This is a genomic window from Corynebacterium sp. 22-2729 (genome assembly GCF_053479475.1).
Genome location: NZ_JBRBCA010000004.1, coordinates 54,616 through 74,974, shown reverse-complemented (window position 1 = coordinate 74,974; position 20,359 = coordinate 54,616). Strand labels below are relative to the sequence as shown.

Here is a 20,359-nt window from a genome sequence, read left to right as displayed (position 1 = left end):
CCCGATCCTACCCAGCATTGAGGGCGTCGTGAATAAGTTGTGCCAACTTCGGCCCAAAGCCCGGAAGCGCGGCGATGTCCTCCACACTGGCCTGTTTCACCTTCGCCACGGAGCCGAACTCCTTAACCAGTTGCTTACGGCGCTTCGGCCCGAGTCCCGGGATGTCGTCCAATTTGCTGCGCCGCATGCGGGCACTGCGTTGTTGGCGGTGGAAATTGATGGCGAAACGGTGGGCTTCGTCGCGGAGATTCTGTACTAGGTATAGAGCTTGCGAGTTGCGGGGAACGATAATGGGATACTCCTCGCCAGGAACCCAGATTTCCTCCAGACGTTTAGCGATGCCTACGAGAGTTACGTCGTTGACTCCAAGCTCATCCAAGACCTTTTGGGCCGCATTCACCTGTGGAAGGCCACCATCCACAATGAATAGCTGGGGCGGGTAAGCGAACTTCTGCTTTGCCGTGTCCGTGTGTTCGAGGTCCGCCTCGCCGTCGAGCAGGTCTCCCCCGTCGTCGCCAGCGGGAACAGCGGATTTGTCCTGGTGATAGCGCTTGAAACGACGACGCACCACCTCCGCAATGGAAGCTACATCGTCGGAATGTCCATCACCGGCGGCCTCGCGGATCTTATAGCGGCGGTAATCGGCCTTCTTAGGCAGACCGTCTTCGAAAACCACCAAGCTGGCCACGACATCAGTGCCCTGGATATGCGAAATATCGGTGCATTCGATACGCAGCGGAGATTCGTCCATCCACAGTGCCTCCTGCAGCTCCTTCAAAGCTGCCGAACGTGCCGTAATGTCGCCCGCCCTCTTCAGCTTGTGCTGCGCCAACGCCTGGGTGGCGTTAGTTTCTGCAGTGGTCATCAGCGCCTTTTTGTCACCGCGCTGTGGCACCCTGATTTCCACATTGGAACCGCGCAGGCTTGTTAGCCATTCAGCCAAATCCGGGGCTTCTTCCGGCAAGACATGTACAAGAATTTCTCGTGGCACAGGCGTGACCTGCACATCACCCACCAGGTCGCCAAGATCCTGTGTGGACGCAGGGTTGATCGCACGGGCAAGTTCCCTATCCACCTCCGGTCCGGATGCGCCACCGACCTGAGTCTCTGTGGCCTTAGCCAGTTCTGCGGTCTCCCCGTAGAACTGGGTAATGAAGTCCGCAACGAGCCGCTCCTCGCTCAGATCCTCGCGCTCGACGACCCACCCCCGCTGGCCATGGATACGTCCCCCTCGGACGTGGAAAATCTGCACCGCCGCCTCCAACTCATCGGCGACGAAAGCGATGAGGTCGGCGTCGGTCTTATCGGAAAATACCACCGCTTGCCGCTCCATGGATTTTTGCATGGCCTGCAGTTGGTCGCGCAGCGCGGCTGCTCGCTCAAAGTCTAGGTTTTCGGCAGCCTCGTCCATCTCCTTGCGCACCCTACGCAGCACTGGTTCGGTGTTGCCAGCCAAGAAGCTGGAGAACTGGTCGACGAGCGCCCGGTGACCTTCGGGAGTGATCTTGTCCACGCACGGGGCACTGCATCGATCGATATAGCCGAGTAGACACGGCCTTCCCAAAGCTTCGTGACGCCTATACACCCCAGCTGAACACGTTCTAATAGGAAAGACACGCGTCAAAGACTCAAGTGTCTCACGGATCGCCCAGGCCTTGGGATAGGGACCAAAGTAACGCACGCCCTTGCGCCGGGGACCGCGGTACATAAATGCCCGCGGAATCTCTTCCTTAACGCTGATCGCCAGCATGGGATAGGTCTTATCGTCCCGGTACATGACGTTAAACCGGGGGTTAAAGCGCTTAATCCAGGTGTATTCGAGGTTCAGTGCCTCCAATTCACTGGAAACAACAGTCCATTGAACATGGCTCGCCGATTGCACCATGGCGCGGGTACGCGGGTGTAGCTGGCTGAGATCCTGGAAATAATTAGACAGACGGGCGCGTAGGTTCTTGGCCTTACCGACGTAGATGACGCGTTCGTCGGCGTCGCGAAAAGTGTAGACGCCAGGATCGGTGGGGATGCTCCCGGGCTCGGGGCGGTAAGAAACGCTGCTCAAAGTTACTCGTCAAATGGCATGTAGCGGTCTTCCAGCTGGCGAAAGTTCTCTACACGCTGCGCGATGAGCTGCTTATCGTAGATGTTAAGTGCCATCATGGGGACGAACTCAAAGTCCGGAAGTTCCAGGCGAGCCCACTTGGCCTCTTGGGGGAAGGACAATCCGTGGATGATTTCCCACGGATAGAACTGTCCGTTGACGATATTGCGAACTTCCACGCCTTGGCTATTTACCTTGACGTGCGGACGCAAGAGGGAGAGGGCAACGAAAGAGAAGACCAGTCCAATGCCGATGAATCCCCACTGATCGGCACGCGTTACCGTCACGCCAGTGTCTCCCACCGCCACGACGATGGCCATGAAAATATGCACAGCCATGACCACAACGACCAGGATCCACGCCAGCTTCTTCAAGAACGGCGAGGAAACCTCCAGCTCCCATTCATCCTTATCGCTCACGGAATTCCACCCTACTCTGTTGACACGGGGCAGCCCTAAACGCCCCGCTCGATCTGTCGCAGTACGAGAGCGGTATGAATCGCCGCAACCGCTGCGTCGCGCCCCTTGTTTTCCTTTGCATCCATGCCACCGGCACGGTCGATCGCCTGCTCATGGGTATCTACAGTAAGCACACCATTGCCAACGGGAGTGCCCGAGTCCAAGCCGGCGCGCGTAAGCCCGTAGGTCACTGCATCACAGACCACGCGGAAATGTTCGGTCTCACCCCGAATCACGCAACCGTTCGCCACCACGGCGTCAAAACGCTTACATGCCGCGGCGACCGCGACAGGCAGCTCGAGTGCCCCGGCGACCCGCCATTCGGTAACCTGCGCACCTGCTTCTTTTGCAGTAGAAATCGAGTGTTCGTGCAGCTGATCGGTAATGTCCGCATTCCACGATGCGCTGATCACTGCGACAGTCATGCCATAAGCAGAACCGGCCTTGATGTGGATATCGGCGACTCCGTTATGCGCCATGGTAGGGGCTCCTCCTTGGTACTTCGATATGAGCTTTTCAGTCCAGCGTATCGAGTTGGTGACCCATCCGGTCCCGTTTCGTGCGAAGGTAGACCACATTGTCTTCATTGGGGTGCAACTCCACCGGAATGCGGGTGGCGACGTTAACACCGTGGCTGGCGAGGTCGTGGATCTTGTCCGGGTTGTTGGAAATCAGAGCAACCGTGTCTACCTTCAGATCCTTGAGAATCTGAGCTGCCGCGCTGTACTCGCGGGCGTCTATTGGAAGCCCCTGCTCGAGATTAGCGTCCACGGTGTCCAGCCCCTCATCCTGCAGCACATACGCGCGGAGCTTCGGCAGTAGACCGATACCCCTACCCTCGTGACCGCGCAGGTAAATCAATACGCCACGCCCCTTCGACTCGATGTAGTCGAGCGCGGCAGAAAGCTGGTCACCGCAGTCGCAGCGGCGCGAACCGAAGATATCGCCGGTAAGGCACTCAGAATGCACCCGAACCGGGACGGGCTGCTCCCCTGCGGTAGAAAGATCGCCCTTGACTAGCGCGATATGCTCTGTGCCATCGATGATGTTGACATAGCCGATCGCCCGGAAGTCTCCGTGCTTGGTCGGCAGCCGCGTTTCCACTGCTCGCTCCAAGGTTTGGGTGTGGTGGCGGCGCCAGTGCTGCAGCTGCTCGATGCTGATGAGAGCCAGTCCGTGTGCGTCGGCGAAGCGTCGCAGCTCGGGCAGGCGGGCCATGGTGGTGGGATCTTCCTCTGAGACGATCTCACACAGCGCCCCTGCGGGAGCCAGGTTCGCCGCCCGTGCCAGATCCACCGCGGCCTCGGTGTGGCCCTGGCGTACCAGCACGCCTCCGCGCTTGGCGCGCAGCGGAACCACGTGGCCTGGGCGGTTGAAGGTCTCTGCGGTGGATGTAGGATCCGCCAACAGCCGCACTGTACGGGCTCGGTCGGTGGCGCTGATGCCGGTGTCCACGCCTTCGGCGGCGTCAACCGTTACCGTATAGGCGGTGCCACGGACGTCCTCGTTCCGGGCAACCATCGGCGGCAGACCTAGGCGGTCGCATTCGGCGCTATCCATGCCTACGCACACATAGCCGGAGCTATGGCGCACCATGAAGGCCATCAGTTCGGGAGTCGCTAGCTCGGCGGCGAAGATGAGGTCGCCCTCGTTTTCCCGGTTCTCGTCGTCGACGACCACTACGGCTTTACCCGAAGCGATGTCGGCGATGGCACGCTCCACGGAGTCCAGCTGAATATCCTGGTTTTCGCTTGTGCTCATCGTGATCTTGCCTCTCGCGTTAGTTTTGCTGGCCGTTGGTGTTCGCGCAATGCTGAGATAGTCGTTCGACGTACTTCGCAAGCACATCGCACTCCACGTTGACGCGGGATCCCGGCTGCAGATCACCCAACATAGTGTCGGCCAGTGTGGTGGGAATCAGGGAGACTTCGAACCAGTCTTCTTCATTTTTCCCTACTGTCGGCACCTCTGAGACCTCAGCAATGGTCAACGACGTGCCATTGATCGCTACCGAGCCCTTCTTGGCGAGGTAACGGGACAGCTCCGGCTGATCCAAACGGAAGCGGAAAACTTCCCAGTGCTCTGAGGGACGCCGCTCGATCAGCTGGGCAGTGCCGTCCACGTGTCCTTGCACGATATGCCCGCCAAAGCGCTGGCCGCTGGCCATCGCACTTTCGACATTCACCCGGTCGCCCACTGAGATGCTTCCCAGGGCACTGTAGTCCAGCGTCACCTGCATCACATCAGCTGTGAACTCTGCGGCCTTTTCGCCCGCGCCGAGCTCCGCGATAGTCAGGCACACGCCATTAATCGCGATGGAATCGCCTCGCTTGGCATCCTCCAGCACGCCGGGGACAGTGAAACGCATCCGCAGCGAGTCTCCCGCTGCGTCAATAGCGGCGACCCGTCCGACCTCCTCGATGATCCCGGTGAACATGCGCGCTCCTAACGTTTTATGTATGTGATTACATACACACTAGCCCACTGTGGGTTATTCCCAGTGTCAGGGGGTACGTCCGGGCGCCGTCATCGTCCAGCGAATATCCCCACCCAATACCTCCAGCTCACGTGGCACAAAGCGCAGGATATCTGCGATTGTCTGGCCGAGGTCGCCTCGCTGCGTGCTTAGCGACGCCACCCCTGCCCCCAACACTGCCGGTGCTGCGTAGTACTGCACTTCGTCCACTACCCCAGCGCCTATAAAAGCCGCAGCTACCTCTGCACCACCCTCCACCAGCAGCGTGCGCACATCGCGCTCCCAGAGGTCTGCAAGGGCAGCGTGTACATCACGAGTGCGCAAGTGGACAGCCTGTCCCGGAGCGTCAAAAATCCGTGTGTCGGTGGGAACGTCACGGGTTCCTAGTACCACTCGCAGGGGCTGGAGGTCCTCTGCAAAGGGCTTTCCTTGTGCATCACGTGCAGATAGGCGAGGGTTATCGGCGGCGACGGTACCAGTTCCGACAAGGATTGCATCACAACGGGTTCTGTCTTCGTGAGCAGCGACACGCGCAGCATCCCCGGTGATCCACTGGCTCGTTTTATCTATCGCAGCTACCCGTCCGTCCACCGTTGAGGCGATCTTGAGACAAACATGCGGACGCTGCTCAGCCATCGCGATAAGCCAGGGTTCCACGCTGTACATCTGGGTCCACGGAACCAGCGTCGCACCACCTGGGGCAGTTGGCTGTGGCAGATAAGGACCAAAAACCTCCACACCGGCCGCGCGCAGAGTCTCGGCGCCCCCAGTCGCAGTGGGGTTCGGGTCGGCGAAGAGAAAGTCAACGCGGCGAATACCCGCCTCAATCAGTGCCTGCGCACACGGACCCGTGCGGCCTGTGTGGTTACAGGGCTCCAAAGTCACAATCGCCCGGCCGCCGCGGGCGCGGTCGCCGGCCTCCTGCAGTGCCATCACTTCAGCGTGTGCTGCGCCAGGGCGTTGTGTATGGCCACGGCCTACCACTACCCCGGCAGAGTCTTCGATCACCGCACCGACCGGCGGGTTCGGGCTAGCTTTCTGGGCCGCCTGCCAACCGAGGCGGTGGGCGTCGGAAAACAGAGAAAGATCCATGTAGCTACTGGGCGCGAGCGCGGATCTCATCAACCGCCGCGGCGGGGTCTTCCTTGCCGAAGACACTGGAGCCGGCAACGTACACGTCCACGCCCGCGGCGGCGGACTCGGCAGCGGTCTCCGGCCCAATGCCTCCATCGATCTCGATGAGAGTATCTAGGCCCAATTCGTCGATACGGCTGCGCAGCGCGCGAACCTTGTCCAGTACCTCGGGCATAAACTTCTGGCCGCCGAAGCCCGGCTCCACACTCATCACCAGAACGAGGTCAAACTTGTCCAGATGATCCAAAAGTGGCTCCACCGGAGTATTCGGCTTGATCGAAATGCCCGCCGCCGTGCCGTGTCCGCGCAACTTGTCGGCCAAGGCAATAGCTGCGTCGACATCCGCCACGGCTTCCAGGTGGAAGGTGACGGACTGGAAGTCATCGGCATAGTCTTCCGCCCACTTCTCCGGGTTCTCAATCATCAGGTGCACATCCAAGTGCTTGTCCGTGTGGGGAAGCAGCGACTTGGCCACTGGAAGACCGAAAGAAAGGTTAGGAACGAAGTGGTTATCCATCACGTCGATGTGCAACCAGTCTGCATTCGGTACTCGGCCGATCTCGCTGGCCAAGGCAGAGAAATCGGCGGCGAGGATCGAAGGGGCGATGAGCGGGGTGCGGGAAGTGCGGGGGTTCGGCATAGGAGCAAAAGCCTTTCTACTTGTCGGCGGGGCGGCTTGCCGGACGCAGCGCGGCGAAGAACATTGCGTCGGTGCCGTGGATATGGGGCCAGAGCTGAACAAAGGGCTTAGTCTGGGCGACGTTCGTGGCGGCCAGCTCAGGCAGGTACTCAGTAACGTCCAGAATCTCCGCACCGGTACGTGCCGCGACCGAGCGAACCACGTCCGTAGTCTCCTTAGGGTGCGGGGAGCACGTGGAGTAGATCAGCACCCCGCCCGGAGCCGTCGCAGCCAGGCCACTGGTCAGCAACTCGCGCTGGAGCGTGACAAGCGGCGGAATATCCTCTGGGGACTTCGTCCACCGAGCCTCAGGGCGGCGACGCAACGCACCGAGACCGGAACACGGGGCGTCGATCAGTACACGAGTAAAACCACCCTCCGGAATATTCAGGCTCTTGATCTCTTCCAACTTCCGCCCGTCGCCCACGTGCACCCGCACTGGCAACTCGCGGACAGTCTGCTCGATCAACGTGGCGCGGTGCTGGGCAATCTCCACCGCATCCACACTCGCCTGCTCGGACAGTGCAGCCGAGGCAATAAACGCAGTCTTACCGCCCGGCCCCGCGCAGAGATCCAGCCACCGGCCAGGCAATTCGGCAGCGACAGGTACGCGGGTAGTAGCCAGGGCAATTAACTGCGAACCTTCATCCTGTACGCTAGCCAGCCCCTCGCGCACCGGGGCGATGTCGCCGGGGGCGCCTTCATCCAAATAGACCGCGTAGGGAGAGAACCTGCCCTCGGTACCACCGGTGATCAGTGCCAACTCCTCGCCGCTAATCTGGCCGGGGCGGGCGGCCAGGTGCACAATCGGGCGCGCGTCATCGGCAGCCAGCGCATATTCGAGTTCGCTGCGCCCTTCTTCGGTAGTGGGATCCACTCCCAGGGACTCAGCGAATACCTGGGCAATCCATTCCGGGTGTGCATTGCGCAAGCTTATATCGGCCAGTTCATTACCTGGCGCCACTCGCTCGATCCATGTTTCGGGCTTCTTCCGGGTCAGCCCTCGCAGCACCCCGTTGACGAACCCGGATGCTTGGTCTGCGCCATGGGCTTTCACCAACTCCACCGATGTGTTGACGGCAGCGTGGTTCTCCACCCGTGTGCGCAGGATCTGGTAGGCGCCCAAGCGGAGGGCATCAAGGGCTACTGAGTCGATCTTTTCAATCGGGCGCCCAGCCGCGTCAGCGATGATTGCGTCCAATAGTCCGCGTGCGCGCAGGGTGCCATAGGTTAGCTCTGTGGCAAATGCGGCGTCGCGTCCCTTTAAACCTGCTTCCCGCAGCGCCTTGGGCAGCACCAAGTTGCCGAAAGCGTCGTCGACTGTGACAGCCCGTAATACGCCAAAGACGACGTCGCGTACCTTGTCCCCGGAGCCCTTTGCACGGCTTTTCCGCTGCCTATGTTCGGGACGGCGTTGCTGGTAGCCCGTAGCCTTTGCGGGTTTATGTTCGCCGCTGCGCGCCGATTCAGAACGCGCCCTGAAGCCTCCCATGTGCCTATTACTCCCCTGTTTCCGCTTCTGTGTTCCGGGCGCTGAAGGTCGGATGCTTCGCCAGCAACTCCTGCTGACCGCGCGCCCAGGCGGCCGCGTCCATCATCTTCTTCCCCGGCGGTTGGATCAGCGTGATCTCTAGCGCGCTGGTGCCCGTGCCTACGAAAACTTTTTTGTTCGACGCCGCAACATCACCTGCACCGAGTTCAGCAAGTTCTGACGCGTCCGTGGGTGAGGTAGGTAGCAGCATGCCGATCTTGAACCGTTGGTCGTCCAACAAAGTCCATGCACCAGGCGCCGGAGTGTGAGCACGGGCAGTGCGCTGAATGACTTCGGCGGGCTGCTTCCAATCGATTTGCGCATCAGCCGGGTGAATCTTCGGCGCGTGTGTAGCCGCCTCATCGTCCTGTGCGGACAGCTCAGCAGAGCCATCATCCATCTCGATGAGGGCATCGGCCAGTAGCTCGCGTCCGGCATAGGTCAGACTTGCCAGCAGGTCGTCTGCCGTATCTTCAATGGCGATCTTCTGGGTCAGTTGGGCGGCGACTGGGCCGGTGTCCAGCCCCTGTTCGATGCGGAAGATGGATGCTCCCGTGTACTCGTCGCCAGCGGCCAGCGCTGCTTGAACGGGCGCTGCACCGCGCCAGCGTGGCAGGAGTGAGTAGTGCAGGTTTACCCATCCATGCTCAAACACGTCGAGGAGGTCGGTAGGAATCAGGTTGCCATAGGCCACTACTGCTGTGGCAGACACACCGCGTTCGGCGAGGTTGGAAAGCACCGCGCGGGCCTCGTCACCGGATTCCGTACCGGCTTTGAGGCTGGGCCATTTGTAGGTGGGGATGGCGGCCTTTTCCGCAACTTCCGCGACCTTCGATGGGCGCAGGCTGCGGCCACGTCCCCGCTTGGCGTCGGGCTGGGTAACCACCGCAACGACCTCGATACGCTCATCGGCGATGAGGTGTTCTAGCGCCACGGCGGCGGGTTCCGGAGTGCCGGCAAAGACGATTTTCACTGTTTAAACCACTCCGATTCGCGAATTTGGCGCATGGCCTCACGGCGCTGGTCTGCCTCTAGGTGTTCGATGAAAAGCACGCCATCAAGATGGTCGGTTTCGTGTTGCACACAACGCGCCAGCAAGTCCGTAACCTCGCGGTCAATCTCCTCGCCATCGACGGTCGTACCACGCAAGCGCACTCGCTGGGCACGGGTGACGTCACCGCCGACGTCCGGGATGGAAAGGCAACCCTCGCCCCCGGTTTGCGTCTCCTCCCCCACGGCCTCCCAAGTCGGGTTGATCACATGTCCGCGATCCCCATCGCAGTCGAAGACGAAAATGCGGCGAGTGATACCCACCTGGTTGGCGGCCAGTCCCACGCCACCGAAGTGATCCATGGTCTCCAGCATGTCCTCGACCAGGCGACGCGTTCCCGCATCCTGAATAAGTTCTGATTTCACTGGGTCCGCCACGGTCTTAAGGACCGGGTCCCCAAAGTAGCGCATGTTCAGCACGGTCATGGTTATCAACACTAACCGATCCGCACAGGATCCATGACAACCCTCAGGGCGTCGGGTTGGGTTGAACGACTGCCCCGCTGGATTGTGCGTACCGATTGGGCGCTGCGCAACGCTTGCCCCAGCGCAATGTGCTGGTCGGCGGGAACCCGCACCAGCATGCGCCTGGCGGCCTGCCGAGCTTGCGGGTCGTGGCTATCAATTCCGGCGGGCAAACGCACTCCGGGTGGAAGCTCCACGGGGCCTAAGGTCTCCGCACCCGGGGGTAACTCCCAGTTGGATTCAAGTCCTTCAATCGCCGTACTGGTGCCGTCGACAGCAGCCACGGCAAAAGCTGGAGGGAAGGCAGCCTCGGCGCGGTGGGCAAGTTCAGCACGAGCTGCCCCAACCGGATCCCAGCGAATAAGCTGTTGAGCCGTGGGGAGGCTGGCCGCGCCGGCGAAGACAACCTTGCCGCCATTCGTTCGGGGCGCCACAAGTGATGCTGCTTCCATCCAATGCCGAAGCGCTGTCTCAGCCGCTCTTAGGTCTTGTCTGCCCAACAGAATCCACGGATCCACCAAAACTGCTGCGCCATAGAGGCCGTCTTCCACAGTGGGCTCGGCCCCCGGGGTGGCTACTACTATGCTCCCGCGACGCTTCACGCTGTCCACTACGTGCTTGCCACCGCTAGCGATGATTGGCACACCAGGAAAGGCCCGCCCCAACTCTTCCACGGTCCGGTCATGCCCTATGACAGACAAGCGCACGCTGTGGTTACCGCAACTTGGACAGGTGAATAGCCCCGCGGTTTGCCCACACCACCGGCAGCGCGGTGGAGCTGCATCCGCACTTGTCGGCAGTTCCAATGGCCCATTACAGTGTCTGCAGCGCGCGGGGGTACGACACTGTGCACAGGCCAACGCGGGTGCGTACCCGCGGCGCGGTACCTGCACCAGAGCGGGCAGGTCATTATCCAGGCATTCTCGTATAGCGGTAAAAGCCATGGAGGGGATTCTTGCCCCGGGCGCATGCAGCTCCCGTTCCGTCGCTCCGTCCGTCTCCCCTAATCCCCGGATCCATGGCATGGCCTCATGTAAGGAATCTCGGGTGGGCAACAGGGGATACACCAGTTTCCGATCCACCCACTGCTGTACTTCCGCCGACCTATGAACCCCAGCGATCAGCAGTCCCGCCCCGGTGTGCTGTGCATGCAGCGCCAGTGCTTCGCGCGCATGGATATACGGTGCACGCGGATCCACCAGATTATCGTCGGACTCACCTATCAGCACCATTAACCGGGGCTTGGGCATTGGCAGCAACGCCGCTGAGCGGGTACCGACCACCACCCGCGCTTGACCTGCCAGAACGGATAAGTAGCGGCGGTATCGTGCATTGGGGCCGACCTGGGCCGTCAGCTCCATTACCTGCGCCGGGTTCATATGCTCTTTTAAACCGGCTACCAGGCGATCGACCAAGCGTTGGTTGGGTGCCACCACCAAGACCCCACCGTCGGTGTTCCAGGCCACGGCAGCTGCAACGGCCGCGATGAGGGTGGGGATGTCGCGGCCTGGGGGCGTCAATAAACAAGCCCTGGCAGGTTTGCCCTCGACGAGCGCAGAAAGGAACGCCCCACCGTGAGGGTAAGGCGTAAGGGCCTCCTCCGCGGCCTGATAGGAGTCGGCGGAAGCCTGCTCGACGGACTGCAACTTCGCACCAAGGTTTTCCCATGCCGCGCCATCGGCGAACAAGCCCGCCTCTTCCGCTGAGGCATGCCGGGAGGGCACAACCGAACGCAGGATATCCGAACGCACCCCGGCATAGCGGTCCGCTAGAACGTTCACCAGCTCCCATAGGTGCTTCGGCAACACACGCAGGGGGCTAATCACTCGTTCCAGTGGTCGCAGCTCGCCGGGATGGTCACTCCGTCGGCGCCGTTCAATAACGAAGGCATCGACGAGTCGCCCGGAAAAGCGAACGCGAACGCGCACACCCGGTTGGGCGTGTGCATCCATGCTTTCCGGCACCGTGTAGTCGAAAAGCCGATCTAGGTGTGGCACGCCGAGTAACGGCAGGACTCGCGCGACGGGCTGTTCCACAGTGCTAATTGCTACCTGCTACGTGCTACTGAGCGGCCTCGACAGCCTTCTTCAGCGCAGCCACTCGGTCGGTGCGCTCCCACGGCAGGTCCAGGTCGGTCCGGCCAAAGTGGCCGTAAGCGCTGGTCTGGGCGTAAATCGGGCGCTTGAGGTCAAGCTCCTGAAGAATCGCAGCGGGGCGCAGATCGAATACCTGGCGGACGGCATCCTGAATGACCTCCACTGGAACGGTCTCGGTGCCGAAGGTCTCCACGTACAGGCCAACAGGCGTTGCGCGGCCGATAGCATAGGCCACCTGAACCTCCGCACGGTCAGCCAGCCCGGCAGCCACAATGTTCTTAGCCACCCAACGCATGGCATAAGCACCGGAGCGGTCGACCTTGCTTGGATCCTTTCCGGAAAACGCACCACCGCCGTGGCGAGCCATGCCGCCGTAGGTGTCGACGATGATCTTGCGGCCGGTCAGGCCTGCATCACCCATGGGGCCGCCCAGAACGAAGGACCCAGAGGGATTCACCAGCAGCGTGTAGTCTGTGTCGGCCAGGTTGCCGCTCAATCCTGCCTCGTCCAGCACATACTGAACAACGTGGGTGCGGATCTGCTCATGCAGCCACTCCTGTTCGATGCCGTCGTCGTGCTGAGTGGAAACCACGACCGTATCCAGGCGAACCGGGGTGCCTTCTGCGTCATAAGCGAAGGTCACCTGGGTCTTGCCATCGGGACGCAGATGCGGGACGATGCCCTTCTTGCGCACCTCGGTCAGGCGCCGCGATAGGCGGTGCGCCAGCGCGATCGGCAGTGGCATAAACTCCGGGGTTTCGTTGGTGGCATAGCCGAACATGAGGCCCTGGTCACCGGCGCCCAGGCGGTCGATTTCGTCCAGCTCTGCGCCGTCATCGTCGTTCTGGGAGCGGTGCTCCAAGGCGGTATCCACACCTTGCGCAATCTCCTGGGACTGTTCGCCGATTGCGATGCTTACGCCGCAGGTAGAGCCGTCAAAGCCCATATCGGAGCTGTTGAAGCCAATCTCCAGCAGAGTTTTGCGTACGAGTGCGGGAATCTCTACATAGGTGGTAGTGCGGATTTCGCCGACAACGTGAACCAGTCCAGTGGTCACGACGGTTTCGACGGCCACGCGTGCCTCTGGGTCCTTGGCAAGCAATGCGTCGAGGATCTTGTCGGAGATCGCGTCGCAGATCTTGTCAGGGTGCCCTTCGGTGACGGACTCGCTGCTAAATAGGCGCAAAGACACGTGGAATTTTTCCTTTTTTAGGTATCAGTTATTAAGGACTCTTAAGTCGATGGACACATACTAGACCAAGCTGTCTGTATTTGTCACGTAGTGGTTGCTTTAGTCTCGCATACAGCCTTCCAGATCGCGGCAGCGACCCTGGTCTTCGGACCAGGCGGCACCTCGATGACCTCTCCATTGGGGCGGAGGATCCAGCCCGCGCTATCCGGCTGGCCAAAAACCTTGCCCTCGCCCACGGCATTGCACATCAAAAGATCGCAGCCCTTCTTCTGTAGCTTTTTGCGAGCGAAGTCCAGCGGGCTACTGTTCTGGTCGCCGGTTTCTGCCGCGAAACCCACTATCTTTGTGGTGGACGCCACGTCTCCGCGCGCCCGTGCCTCAACCACACCAGCGAGGATGTCCGGGTTCTCGGTGAGCTGAATCGTCGACAGATCAGCGTCAGAGCCCTTCTTCATCTTCGATCCGGCCACCTCTGCTGGGCGGTAGTCAGCTACAGCTGCAGCCATGATGACCACGTCTGCGGTGGTGGCATGTTCCATTACCGCTTCTTGCATCTCACGAGCGGTCTTCACCCTAACAACCTCGGCTCCACTGGGCGTGGGCAAGTTCTCCGTCACCCCAGCCACGAGGGTAACTTTGGCTCCCCGCTGAGCCGCAACCTCTGCCAGCGCGTAGCCCTGTCGCCCAGACGAGGCATTACCCAGATAGCGCACGGGATCCAACGGCTCATGCGTACCACCGGCGCTAATGAGTACCCGCTTGCCTTCGAGATCACGGGTAAATGCATCTCGATCCGCCTGCACAGTAAGAGCCAACTGGCCAATCTGTTCCGGTTCCGGCAGCCGACCGGCGCCAGTGTCTGTGCCAGTAAGTCGCCCGTGGGCGGGATCCAGGACGGTAATCCCGTGCCGACGCAGCGTCGCCACATTATCTACAGTCGCCGGGTTCTCCCACATCTCCGTGTGCATTGCAGGAGCCAGCACCACGGGGCACGTCGCTACCAAACAACTTGCAGTCAGCAGATCATCGGCACGTCCATGAGCAATCCGAGCCATCAAATCCGCCGTTGCCGGAGCCACGACAATAAGATCAGCTTCTTGCCCGAGACGAACGTGCTGCACCTCATCCACCGCATCGAATACTTCAGTCGCCACCGGATGGCCCGACAGCGCTTCAAATGTGGAAGCGCCGACGAAGTTCAATGCCGATCGGGTCGGAATCACCCGCACATCATGGCCGCGTTCAGTGAAATAGCGCACCAAGTGAGCGGCCTTATACGCAGCAATGCCGCCCCCTACGCCGATAACGACGCGGAGCGGCTTGGTGTTGGTTAAAGCTGATGCAACGTTCACAACGAATCAGCCTAGCTGGTTTAACCCTCGGTGTGTTCCAACAGATCCCGGTTAATCTCGCGCAGAGCGATGGAAAGGGGCTTCTCGTGGACATCCGGGGTAACCAGAGGTCCGACGAACTCAAAGACGCCCTCGTCGACCGTCTGGAAGTAGTCGTTGATCTGACGTGCGCGCTTAGCTGCGAAGATGACCAAGGCGTACTTGGAAGACACCTTCGTGAGAAGCTCGTCGATGGGTGGGTTGGTGATGCCTACAGGAGGATCGAACACGCTGTCGTTCGCATTCACGTCCTGATTTTCCACGGTATGCACCTTCTTTGGTGGGTTGTAAACTGTATATTCTTTTAGTTCTTTATTGAGCACAGTGCTCGCAGCGTGCCGCTGCGGCTTCTATCGGAGAAAGCCGCTGATCGTCGCGACTGCTTGTTCCACGTCATCGTTGACCACCACATGGTCGAACTCCGACTGCGAGGCCATTTCGACTTTCGCAGTCTCCAAGCGACGTTCAATGACGTCCTGGGTTTCCGTACCGCGACCGGTCAGACGCTCTACGAGCACTTCCCAGGACGGCGGCGCAAGGAAAACCGTTTGTACCTCGGGTAGCATCTTCTTGACGTTACGAGCGCCTTCGAGGTCAACCTCGACGAGAACGGGGCGGGCTTGAGCCAACGCGTTCTCAATCGGCTCACGCGGCGTGCCGGATAGCTGCAGACCACCGTGGATCTCCGCCCACTCGAGCATCTTACCCGCCGCGATATTGTCCTCGAACTGCTCGCGGGTGACGTAGATGTAGTCCTCGCCATCGACTTCGCCCGGACGTGGGGCGCGGGTGGTCATGGACACACTGAAGAACAGATCCGGAACGTCCGAGCGCAGGCGACGAACGACTGTGGACTTCCCCACTGCCGAAGGTCCTGCGAGTACGACGATCCGGCCGCTATTCAGGTCCTGGCTCAAGATTATTCCTCGAAACCGAAGTGCTCCAGCAGGGCGCGACGCTGACGGTCGCCCAGGCCACGGATACGGCGGGTTTCGGCGATCTCCAGCTGCTCCATGATTTCCTTGGCCTTCACCTTGCCAACCTTCGGCAGGGAGACCAGCAGAGCGGAAACCTTCATCTTGCCCAGGGTCTCATCGGTTTCGGCGTCCTTCAGGACCTGCTTCAGGTCGGTGCCGCCACGCTTCAGCTTCTCGCGCAGTTCTGCGCGTGCCTTGCGTGCCTCGGCTGCCTTCTTCAGCGCCGCTGCGCGCTGCTCATCGGTCAACTGGGGAAGTGCCACGGGTGCCTCCGTTTAATATTCTCGTCTTTTGAATGGAAAGTTTTTCTGGTTGATAACCAGCATGCTATAGAGACCGAACGGTATTCCAAGCAACGCTGGATATTAAGTTGTCTCGGATAATTTTGCCAAGCTGACACACCGAGAATATGTTCTCGACTACTGTACACGGTTCAGGAAAGACACCTAAAAGTGCAACTGCGGTACCGCGACACTAGGTTTCAAACAATGCATGTCAGTGTAGCACCCGGAATCCTAGAAAGCAGCAAAAGCCCCTGCTAAAAGCCGGTTAAAGTCTCAAAGTGTGAGCTGTGTCGCCTGCTCTTTCACCGCTGCGCGGAGGTCGGCCACGTCGGGTCCGGCACGGAGCACACCGCGAGAGACATTTGGTGAGACTAATGACGCCGTCTCGTCTCCCCCGGCAATACGCTTCACATCGTCCATAGTTCCGCCCTGTGCACCTACCCCAGGCATCAGAACCATGCCGCCGACACGGTCCAAGCGGGGTGGATCAGCCAGGGTTGCGCCTACCACCACGCCCACGTTGCCAGCACCGGAATGCTGGGCATTTTCCTCGGCCACTCGATCCACAATGTGTTGCGCCAGGTTCACCTGCGTTCCATCAAACAGGGAACGCTGAACGCCACGGGCCTCCGGGTTAGAGGTTGCAGCCAGCACGATCACTCCCCTGCCATGTCGCTCGCCCAGGTAGAGAACAGGCCGCAGGGATTCAAACCCCAACCAGGGGGAAACGGTCACGGCGTCACTACACAAGGGCGACTCCGGGTCCAGCCATGCTCGGGCATAACCTGCCATAGTGGATCCAATGTCGCCACGCTTGGCGTCGGCAATCACCAAAACACCTGCGCGTCGTAACTGTGCAATTGACTCTTCCAGGACAGCTAGACCCGCAGAACCGAACTGTTCATAGAAGGCAACTTGAGGTTTTACGACACACGCAACATCCGCAAAAGCCTCGACGCACGTCTTACTGAAGGCCTCAAGCCCTTCGACAGTCGCTTTGAGTCCCCAAGCTTCCAAGATGCCGACGTGGGGATCCATGCCCACGCAAAGCTGCCCATAGGTCTTAGAGCGCTCAAGGAACCGCTGCCCAAAGGTCAGGCTTGGGCCTTCGCTCGCGCTCACGAGTGATCGACCTCCTGAATGGCGCGGACGGTCGGCTCAGCACCCTGTAGTGCTTCAATGCCCTGTACTGCGGCCACGGCGCCTTGGACGGTGGTGACGCACGGTACGCCCATGTTCACCGCGGCGGAACGGATATCGTAACCGTCGTGACGCGCCCCGGCGGAACCTGCAGGCGTGTTCAGGATGAGGTCGACATCGCCATCCTTGATCCAGTCCCCCACGGTGCGCATCGGCTTGCCGTCCGTGTCTACAAGCGGTGTGTTGTCCGCTGCCGCGCGGCGCTCATCCGAAATCTTGGCCACAACTTCGCACTCCACACCGTTGCGACGGAGCATAGCGGCAGTGCCCTGGGTGGCCAGGATCTTGAATCCAAGGGAGTACAGGCGTTGAATCGGCAGGATCAAGGTGCGTTTGTCGCGATTGGCTACCGACACGAAGACGGTACCCTCGGTCGGCAGATCACCTGTGGCCTCTTGAGTCTTTGCGAATGCAGAGCCAAAATCATCGTCCAGGCCCATGACCTCGCCGGTGGATTTCATCTCCGGGCTCAGCAGAGAGTCCAGTACGTGGCCCTCCGGGCTACGGAAGCGGTTGAACGGCATGACGGCTTCCTTCACGGCAATCGGGTGTCCCTGCGGCAGCGATCCGCCGTCGCGATCTCGTGGCAGAATGCCTTCTTCGATCAGATCCGAAATGCTGGTGCCGAGCATGATGCGTGCGGCAGCCTTAGACAGCTGCACACCCGTAGCCTTCGATACGAAAGGTACGGTGCGGGAAGCGCGGGGGTTTGCCTCGATGACGTAGAGCACGTCGTCCTTCAAAGCGAATTGGACATTCATCAGCCCCTTCACACCAATGCCATAGGCCAGCGCAGTGGTGGCCTTGCGGACCTTCTCAATGTCCTCTGCGCCCAGCGTCATCGGCGGAATTGCGCAGGCGGAGTCGCCGGAGTGAATTCCGGCCTCTTCGATGTGCTCCATCACGCCGGCCAGGTAGACATTCTCACCGTCACACAGTGCGTCCACGTCGATCTCGATAGCGGAATCCAGGAAGCGGTCGACCAGTACCGGGTGATCGCTAGTGATTTCCGTAGCACGCTGGATGTAGTCGGACAGACTGTCATCGTCGTAGACGATTTCCATGCCGCGTCCACCCAGCACGTAGGACGGGCGAACCAGTACTGGGAAGCCAATGCGGGCAGCCACGGCGTGAGCCTCTTCGACACTGGTGGCGGTGCCGAACTCCGGTGCGGGTAGAGCTGCCTTCTCTAGTACATTGCCGAACTCGCCACGGTCCTCTGCCAGGTTGATGGCCTCCGGGGAGGTGCCGACGACCGGCACGCCGGCGTCAGCCAGACGCTGTGCAAGACCCAGCGGGGTCTGGCCACCGAGCTGCACGATCACGCCAGCGATCTCACCGGACTCAGCCTCTGCATGGTAAATCTCCATGACGTCTTCAAAGGTCAAAGGTTCGAAGTACAGGCGGTCAGCGGTGTCGTAGTCGGTGGACACGGTCTCCGGGTTGCAGTTGACCATAACGGTCTCATAGCCCACGCGGGACAGTTCCAAAGCCGCGTGCACACAGGAATAGTCGAACTCGATGCCCTGGCCAATGCGGTTTGGACCAGAGCCGAGAATCAGCACCTTCTTCTTATCCCGCTGCGGAGCCACCTCAGACTCGGCGGCGGGATCCAGCTCATAGGAGCTGTAGTGGTATGGCGTCTTAGCCTCGAATTCAGCAGCACAGGTGTCAACGGTCTTAAACACCGGACGAATGCCCTGTGCCCAACGCAGGGCGCGCACGCCATCCTCGCCAGCAAGCTCCGGACGCAGCGCGGCAATCTGTGCATCCGACAGACCCAAGTACTTAGCTTCGCGGAGAAGTTCCACGTCCAAGACTGGGGCGTCCACAAGACGGGCGCGGAACTCGACCAACCCGGCGAGCTCGTGCAGGAACCAGGGGTCAATGCCAGAGGCGGCATAGACCTCATCGACAGTAGCACCCAGACGTAGCGCCAATTCCGCGTCGTACATGCGACCCTCCGTGGGGCGCTTTAGATCTTCCAGCACGGCTTCCTTGTCGGTGGCACGTTCACCGGCAAACGCCTCGTCTGGGACGGTCCAGAATCCAGCTTGCTTGGTTTCCAAGGAGCGCATCACCTTATTCAGACCAGTGACGTAGTTGCGCCCCACTGCCATGGCCTCGCCGACGGACTTCATGGTGGTGGTCAGCGTATCGTCGGCGCCGGGGAACTTCTCGAAAGCAAAGCGCGGAGCCTTGACGATCACATAGTCCAGGGTCGGCTCGAAAGCTGCAGGGGTGACCTCGGTGATGTCGTTGCGTACCTCATCCAGGGTGTAGCCAATGGCCAGCTTCGCAGCCAGCTTGGCGATCGGGAAACCAGTGGCCTTAGAGGCCAGGGCGGAAGAACGGGAAACGCGCGGGTTCATCTCGATGGTGATGATGCGTCCGTCCTTCGGGTTCACCGCGAACTGAATGTTACAACCACCGGTGTCCACGCCGACCTCGCGGAGAATGGCGATACCCTGATCGCGCATGGTCTGGAACTCGCGGTCAGTCAAGGTCATGCTGGGGGCAACAGTCATGGAGTCACCGGTGTGCACACCCAGCGCGTCCACGTTCTCGATGGAGCAAACGACCACGACATTGTCCTTGCCGTCGCGCATAAGCTCCAGCTCGTATTCCTTCCAACCGAGGATGGACTCCTCGATCAGCACGTTCGCCTCTGGGGAGGCCGCCAGGCCACCGCCGGCGATGCGCTCCAGATCGTTTTCGTTAAAGGCCAGGCCGGAGCCCAAACCACCCATGGTGAACGACGGCCGCACAACGACGGGCAGACCCAGCTCTGCGACGGTCTCGTGTACTTCCTCCATGTTGTGGCAAACACGGGAGCGCGCGGAATCGCCGCCGATCTTCTCAACGATGTCCTTGAACTTCTGGCGGTCCTCACCGCGTTCAATAGCGTCGATATCCGCGCCAATCAGCTCCACCCCGTACTTGTCGAGGATGCCCAAGCGATCCAACTGGATGGCGGCATTCAATGCGGTCTGGCCACCGAGAGTCGCAAGGACGGCGTCGACCTTGTGCCCGGCCTCCTGCTCTACCTGGAAGATCTTCTCGATGTACTTCGGGGAGATCGGCTCGATATAGGTGTGGTCGGCGAACTCCGGGTCGGTCATGATTGTCGCCGGGTTCGAGTTAATCAGCGTAACGCGCAAGCCCTCTTCTTTGAGCACGCGGCAGGCCTGGGTTCCGGAGTAGTCGAACTCACAAGCCTGGCCGATGACGATCGGGCCGGAGCCGATGACGAGTACGTGATTGATATCTTCGCGACGTGGCATTGGTGTCTTCCCTACTATCCCTGTTGCTTAAGGTTGCTGCAGTT

The 20,359-nt window shown here is 60.5% G+C and carries 18 protein-coding genes; all 18 read right to left on the bottom strand.

The genetic code is table 11. From position 1 onward, the window contains the following. Positions 1–7 precede the first annotated feature (7 nt). Positions 8–2,059: an excinuclease ABC subunit UvrC gene (gene uvrC / locus ACUY2T_RS03960; RefSeq protein WP_448307650.1), complete on the bottom strand. Its 2,052-nt coding sequence runs from the start codon at positions 2,057–2,059 to the stop codon at positions 8–10. A 2-nt stretch (positions 2,060–2,061) separates the two neighbouring features. Beyond that, positions 2,062–2,517 carry a PH domain-containing protein gene (locus tag ACUY2T_RS03955; RefSeq protein ID WP_293791488.1) on the bottom strand — a complete coding sequence of 152 codons (456 nt, stop codon included), beginning with the start codon at positions 2,515–2,517 and terminating at the stop codon, positions 2,062–2,064. 35 nt (positions 2,518–2,552) lie between these two features. After that, positions 2,553–3,035: a 6,7-dimethyl-8-ribityllumazine synthase gene (ribH, locus tag ACUY2T_RS03950; RefSeq protein ID WP_448307649.1), complete on the bottom strand. Its 483-nt coding sequence runs from the start codon at positions 3,033–3,035 to the stop codon at positions 2,553–2,555. A 37-nt stretch (positions 3,036–3,072) separates the two neighbouring features. Beyond that, a complete protein-coding gene (locus ACUY2T_RS03945) occupies positions 3,073–4,317 on the bottom strand; it encodes a bifunctional 3,4-dihydroxy-2-butanone-4-phosphate synthase/GTP cyclohydrolase II (RefSeq protein WP_448307648.1) in 1,245 nt (414 codons plus the stop codon). Between the two features lie 19 nt (positions 4,318–4,336). After that, complete coding sequence (locus tag ACUY2T_RS03940; protein WP_448307647.1) at positions 4,337–4,993, bottom strand: riboflavin synthase; 657 nt, start codon at positions 4,991–4,993, stop codon at positions 4,337–4,339. Positions 4,994–5,059: 66 nt separating this feature from the next. Beyond that, a complete protein-coding gene (ribD, locus tag ACUY2T_RS03935; RefSeq protein WP_448307646.1) occupies positions 5,060–6,124 on the bottom strand; it encodes a bifunctional diaminohydroxyphosphoribosylaminopyrimidine deaminase/5-amino-6-(5-phosphoribosylamino)uracil reductase RibD in 1,065 nt (354 codons plus the stop codon). A 4-nt stretch (positions 6,125–6,128) separates the two neighbouring features. Then, positions 6,129–6,806 carry a ribulose-phosphate 3-epimerase gene (gene rpe / locus ACUY2T_RS03930; protein WP_448307645.1) on the bottom strand — a complete coding sequence of 226 codons (678 nt, stop codon included), beginning with the start codon at positions 6,804–6,806 and terminating at the stop codon, positions 6,129–6,131. Between the two features lie 16 nt (positions 6,807–6,822). After that, entirely contained in the window at positions 6,823–8,337 is a 1,515-nt protein-coding gene (locus ACUY2T_RS03925; protein ID WP_448307644.1) for an RsmB/NOP family class I SAM-dependent RNA methyltransferase, read from the bottom strand. Between the two features lie 7 nt (positions 8,338–8,344). Beyond that, positions 8,345–9,349, bottom strand: coding sequence for a methionyl-tRNA formyltransferase (gene fmt, locus ACUY2T_RS03920; RefSeq protein ID WP_448307643.1), 1,005 nt, complete (start codon positions 9,347–9,349; stop codon positions 8,345–8,347). Then, complete coding sequence (gene def / locus ACUY2T_RS03915) at positions 9,346–9,852, bottom strand: peptide deformylase (RefSeq protein ID WP_293791500.1); 507 nt, start codon at positions 9,850–9,852, stop codon at positions 9,346–9,348. The genes fmt and def overlap by 4 nt, the downstream gene beginning before the upstream one ends. An 11-nt stretch (positions 9,853–9,863) precedes the next feature. After that, entirely contained in the window at positions 9,864–11,927 is a 2,064-nt protein-coding gene (locus ACUY2T_RS03910) for a primosomal protein N' (RefSeq protein ID WP_448307642.1), read from the bottom strand. Between the two features lie 25 nt (positions 11,928–11,952). Then, complete coding sequence (gene metK / locus ACUY2T_RS03905) at positions 11,953–13,179, bottom strand: methionine adenosyltransferase (RefSeq protein ID WP_448307641.1); 1,227 nt, start codon at positions 13,177–13,179, stop codon at positions 11,953–11,955. An 83-nt stretch (positions 13,180–13,262) separates the two neighbouring features. Next, positions 13,263–14,531 carry a bifunctional phosphopantothenoylcysteine decarboxylase/phosphopantothenate--cysteine ligase CoaBC gene (gene coaBC, locus ACUY2T_RS03900; RefSeq protein ID WP_448307640.1) on the bottom strand — a complete coding sequence of 423 codons (1,269 nt, stop codon included), beginning with the start codon at positions 14,529–14,531 and terminating at the stop codon, positions 13,263–13,265. A gap of 20 nt (positions 14,532–14,551) precedes the next feature. Continuing rightward, positions 14,552–14,833 carry a DNA-directed RNA polymerase subunit omega gene (rpoZ, locus tag ACUY2T_RS03895; protein WP_034988049.1) on the bottom strand — a complete coding sequence of 94 codons (282 nt, stop codon included), beginning with the start codon at positions 14,831–14,833 and terminating at the stop codon, positions 14,552–14,554. 87 nt (positions 14,834–14,920) lie between these two features. Further along, a complete protein-coding gene (gmk, locus tag ACUY2T_RS03890) occupies positions 14,921–15,487 on the bottom strand; it encodes a guanylate kinase (protein WP_293791507.1) in 567 nt (188 codons plus the stop codon). Between the two features lie 2 nt (positions 15,488–15,489). After that, positions 15,490–15,810: an integration host factor, actinobacterial type gene (gene mihF, locus ACUY2T_RS03885; protein ID WP_005294871.1), complete on the bottom strand. Its 321-nt coding sequence runs from the start codon at positions 15,808–15,810 to the stop codon at positions 15,490–15,492. A 294-nt stretch (positions 15,811–16,104) separates the two neighbouring features. Further along, positions 16,105–16,929, bottom strand: coding sequence for an orotidine-5'-phosphate decarboxylase (gene pyrF, locus ACUY2T_RS03880; protein WP_448307733.1), 825 nt, complete (start codon positions 16,927–16,929; stop codon positions 16,105–16,107). Between the two features lie 20 nt (positions 16,930–16,949). Beyond that, positions 16,950–20,315, bottom strand: a complete 3,366-nt coding sequence (gene carB, locus ACUY2T_RS03875; RefSeq protein ID WP_448307639.1) for a carbamoyl-phosphate synthase large subunit — start codon at positions 20,313–20,315, stop codon at positions 16,950–16,952. Positions 20,316–20,359: the final 44 nt, after the last annotated feature.

Bases quoted from the DNA above. Each gene is read 5' to 3' on its own strand.
- rpe (WP_448307645.1), bottom strand. From the start codon at position 6,806: ATGCCGAACCCCCGCACTTCCCGCACCCCGCTCATCGCCCCTTCGATC.
- ACUY2T_RS03925 (WP_448307644.1), bottom strand. From the start codon at position 8,337: ATGGGAGGCTTCAGGGCGCGTTCTGAATCGGCGCGCAGCGGCGAACAT.
- carB (WP_448307639.1), bottom strand. From the start codon at position 20,315: ATGCCACGTCGCGAAGATATCAATCACGTACTCGTCATCGGCTCCGGC.
- ribH (WP_448307649.1), bottom strand. From the start codon at position 3,035: ATGGCGCATAACGGAGTCGCCGATATCCACATCAAGGCCGGTTCTGCT.
- ACUY2T_RS03945 (WP_448307648.1), bottom strand. From the start codon at position 4,317: ATGAGCACAAGCGAAAACCAGGATATTCAGCTGGACTCCGTGGAGCGT.
- ribD (WP_448307646.1), bottom strand. From the start codon at position 6,124: ATGGATCTTTCTCTGTTTTCCGACGCCCACCGCCTCGGTTGGCAGGCG.
- def (WP_293791500.1), bottom strand. From the start codon at position 9,852: ATGACCGTGCTGAACATGCGCTACTTTGGGGACCCGGTCCTTAAGACC.
- ACUY2T_RS03940 (WP_448307647.1), bottom strand. From the start codon at position 4,993: ATGTTCACCGGGATCATCGAGGAGGTCGGACGGGTCGCCGCTATTGAC.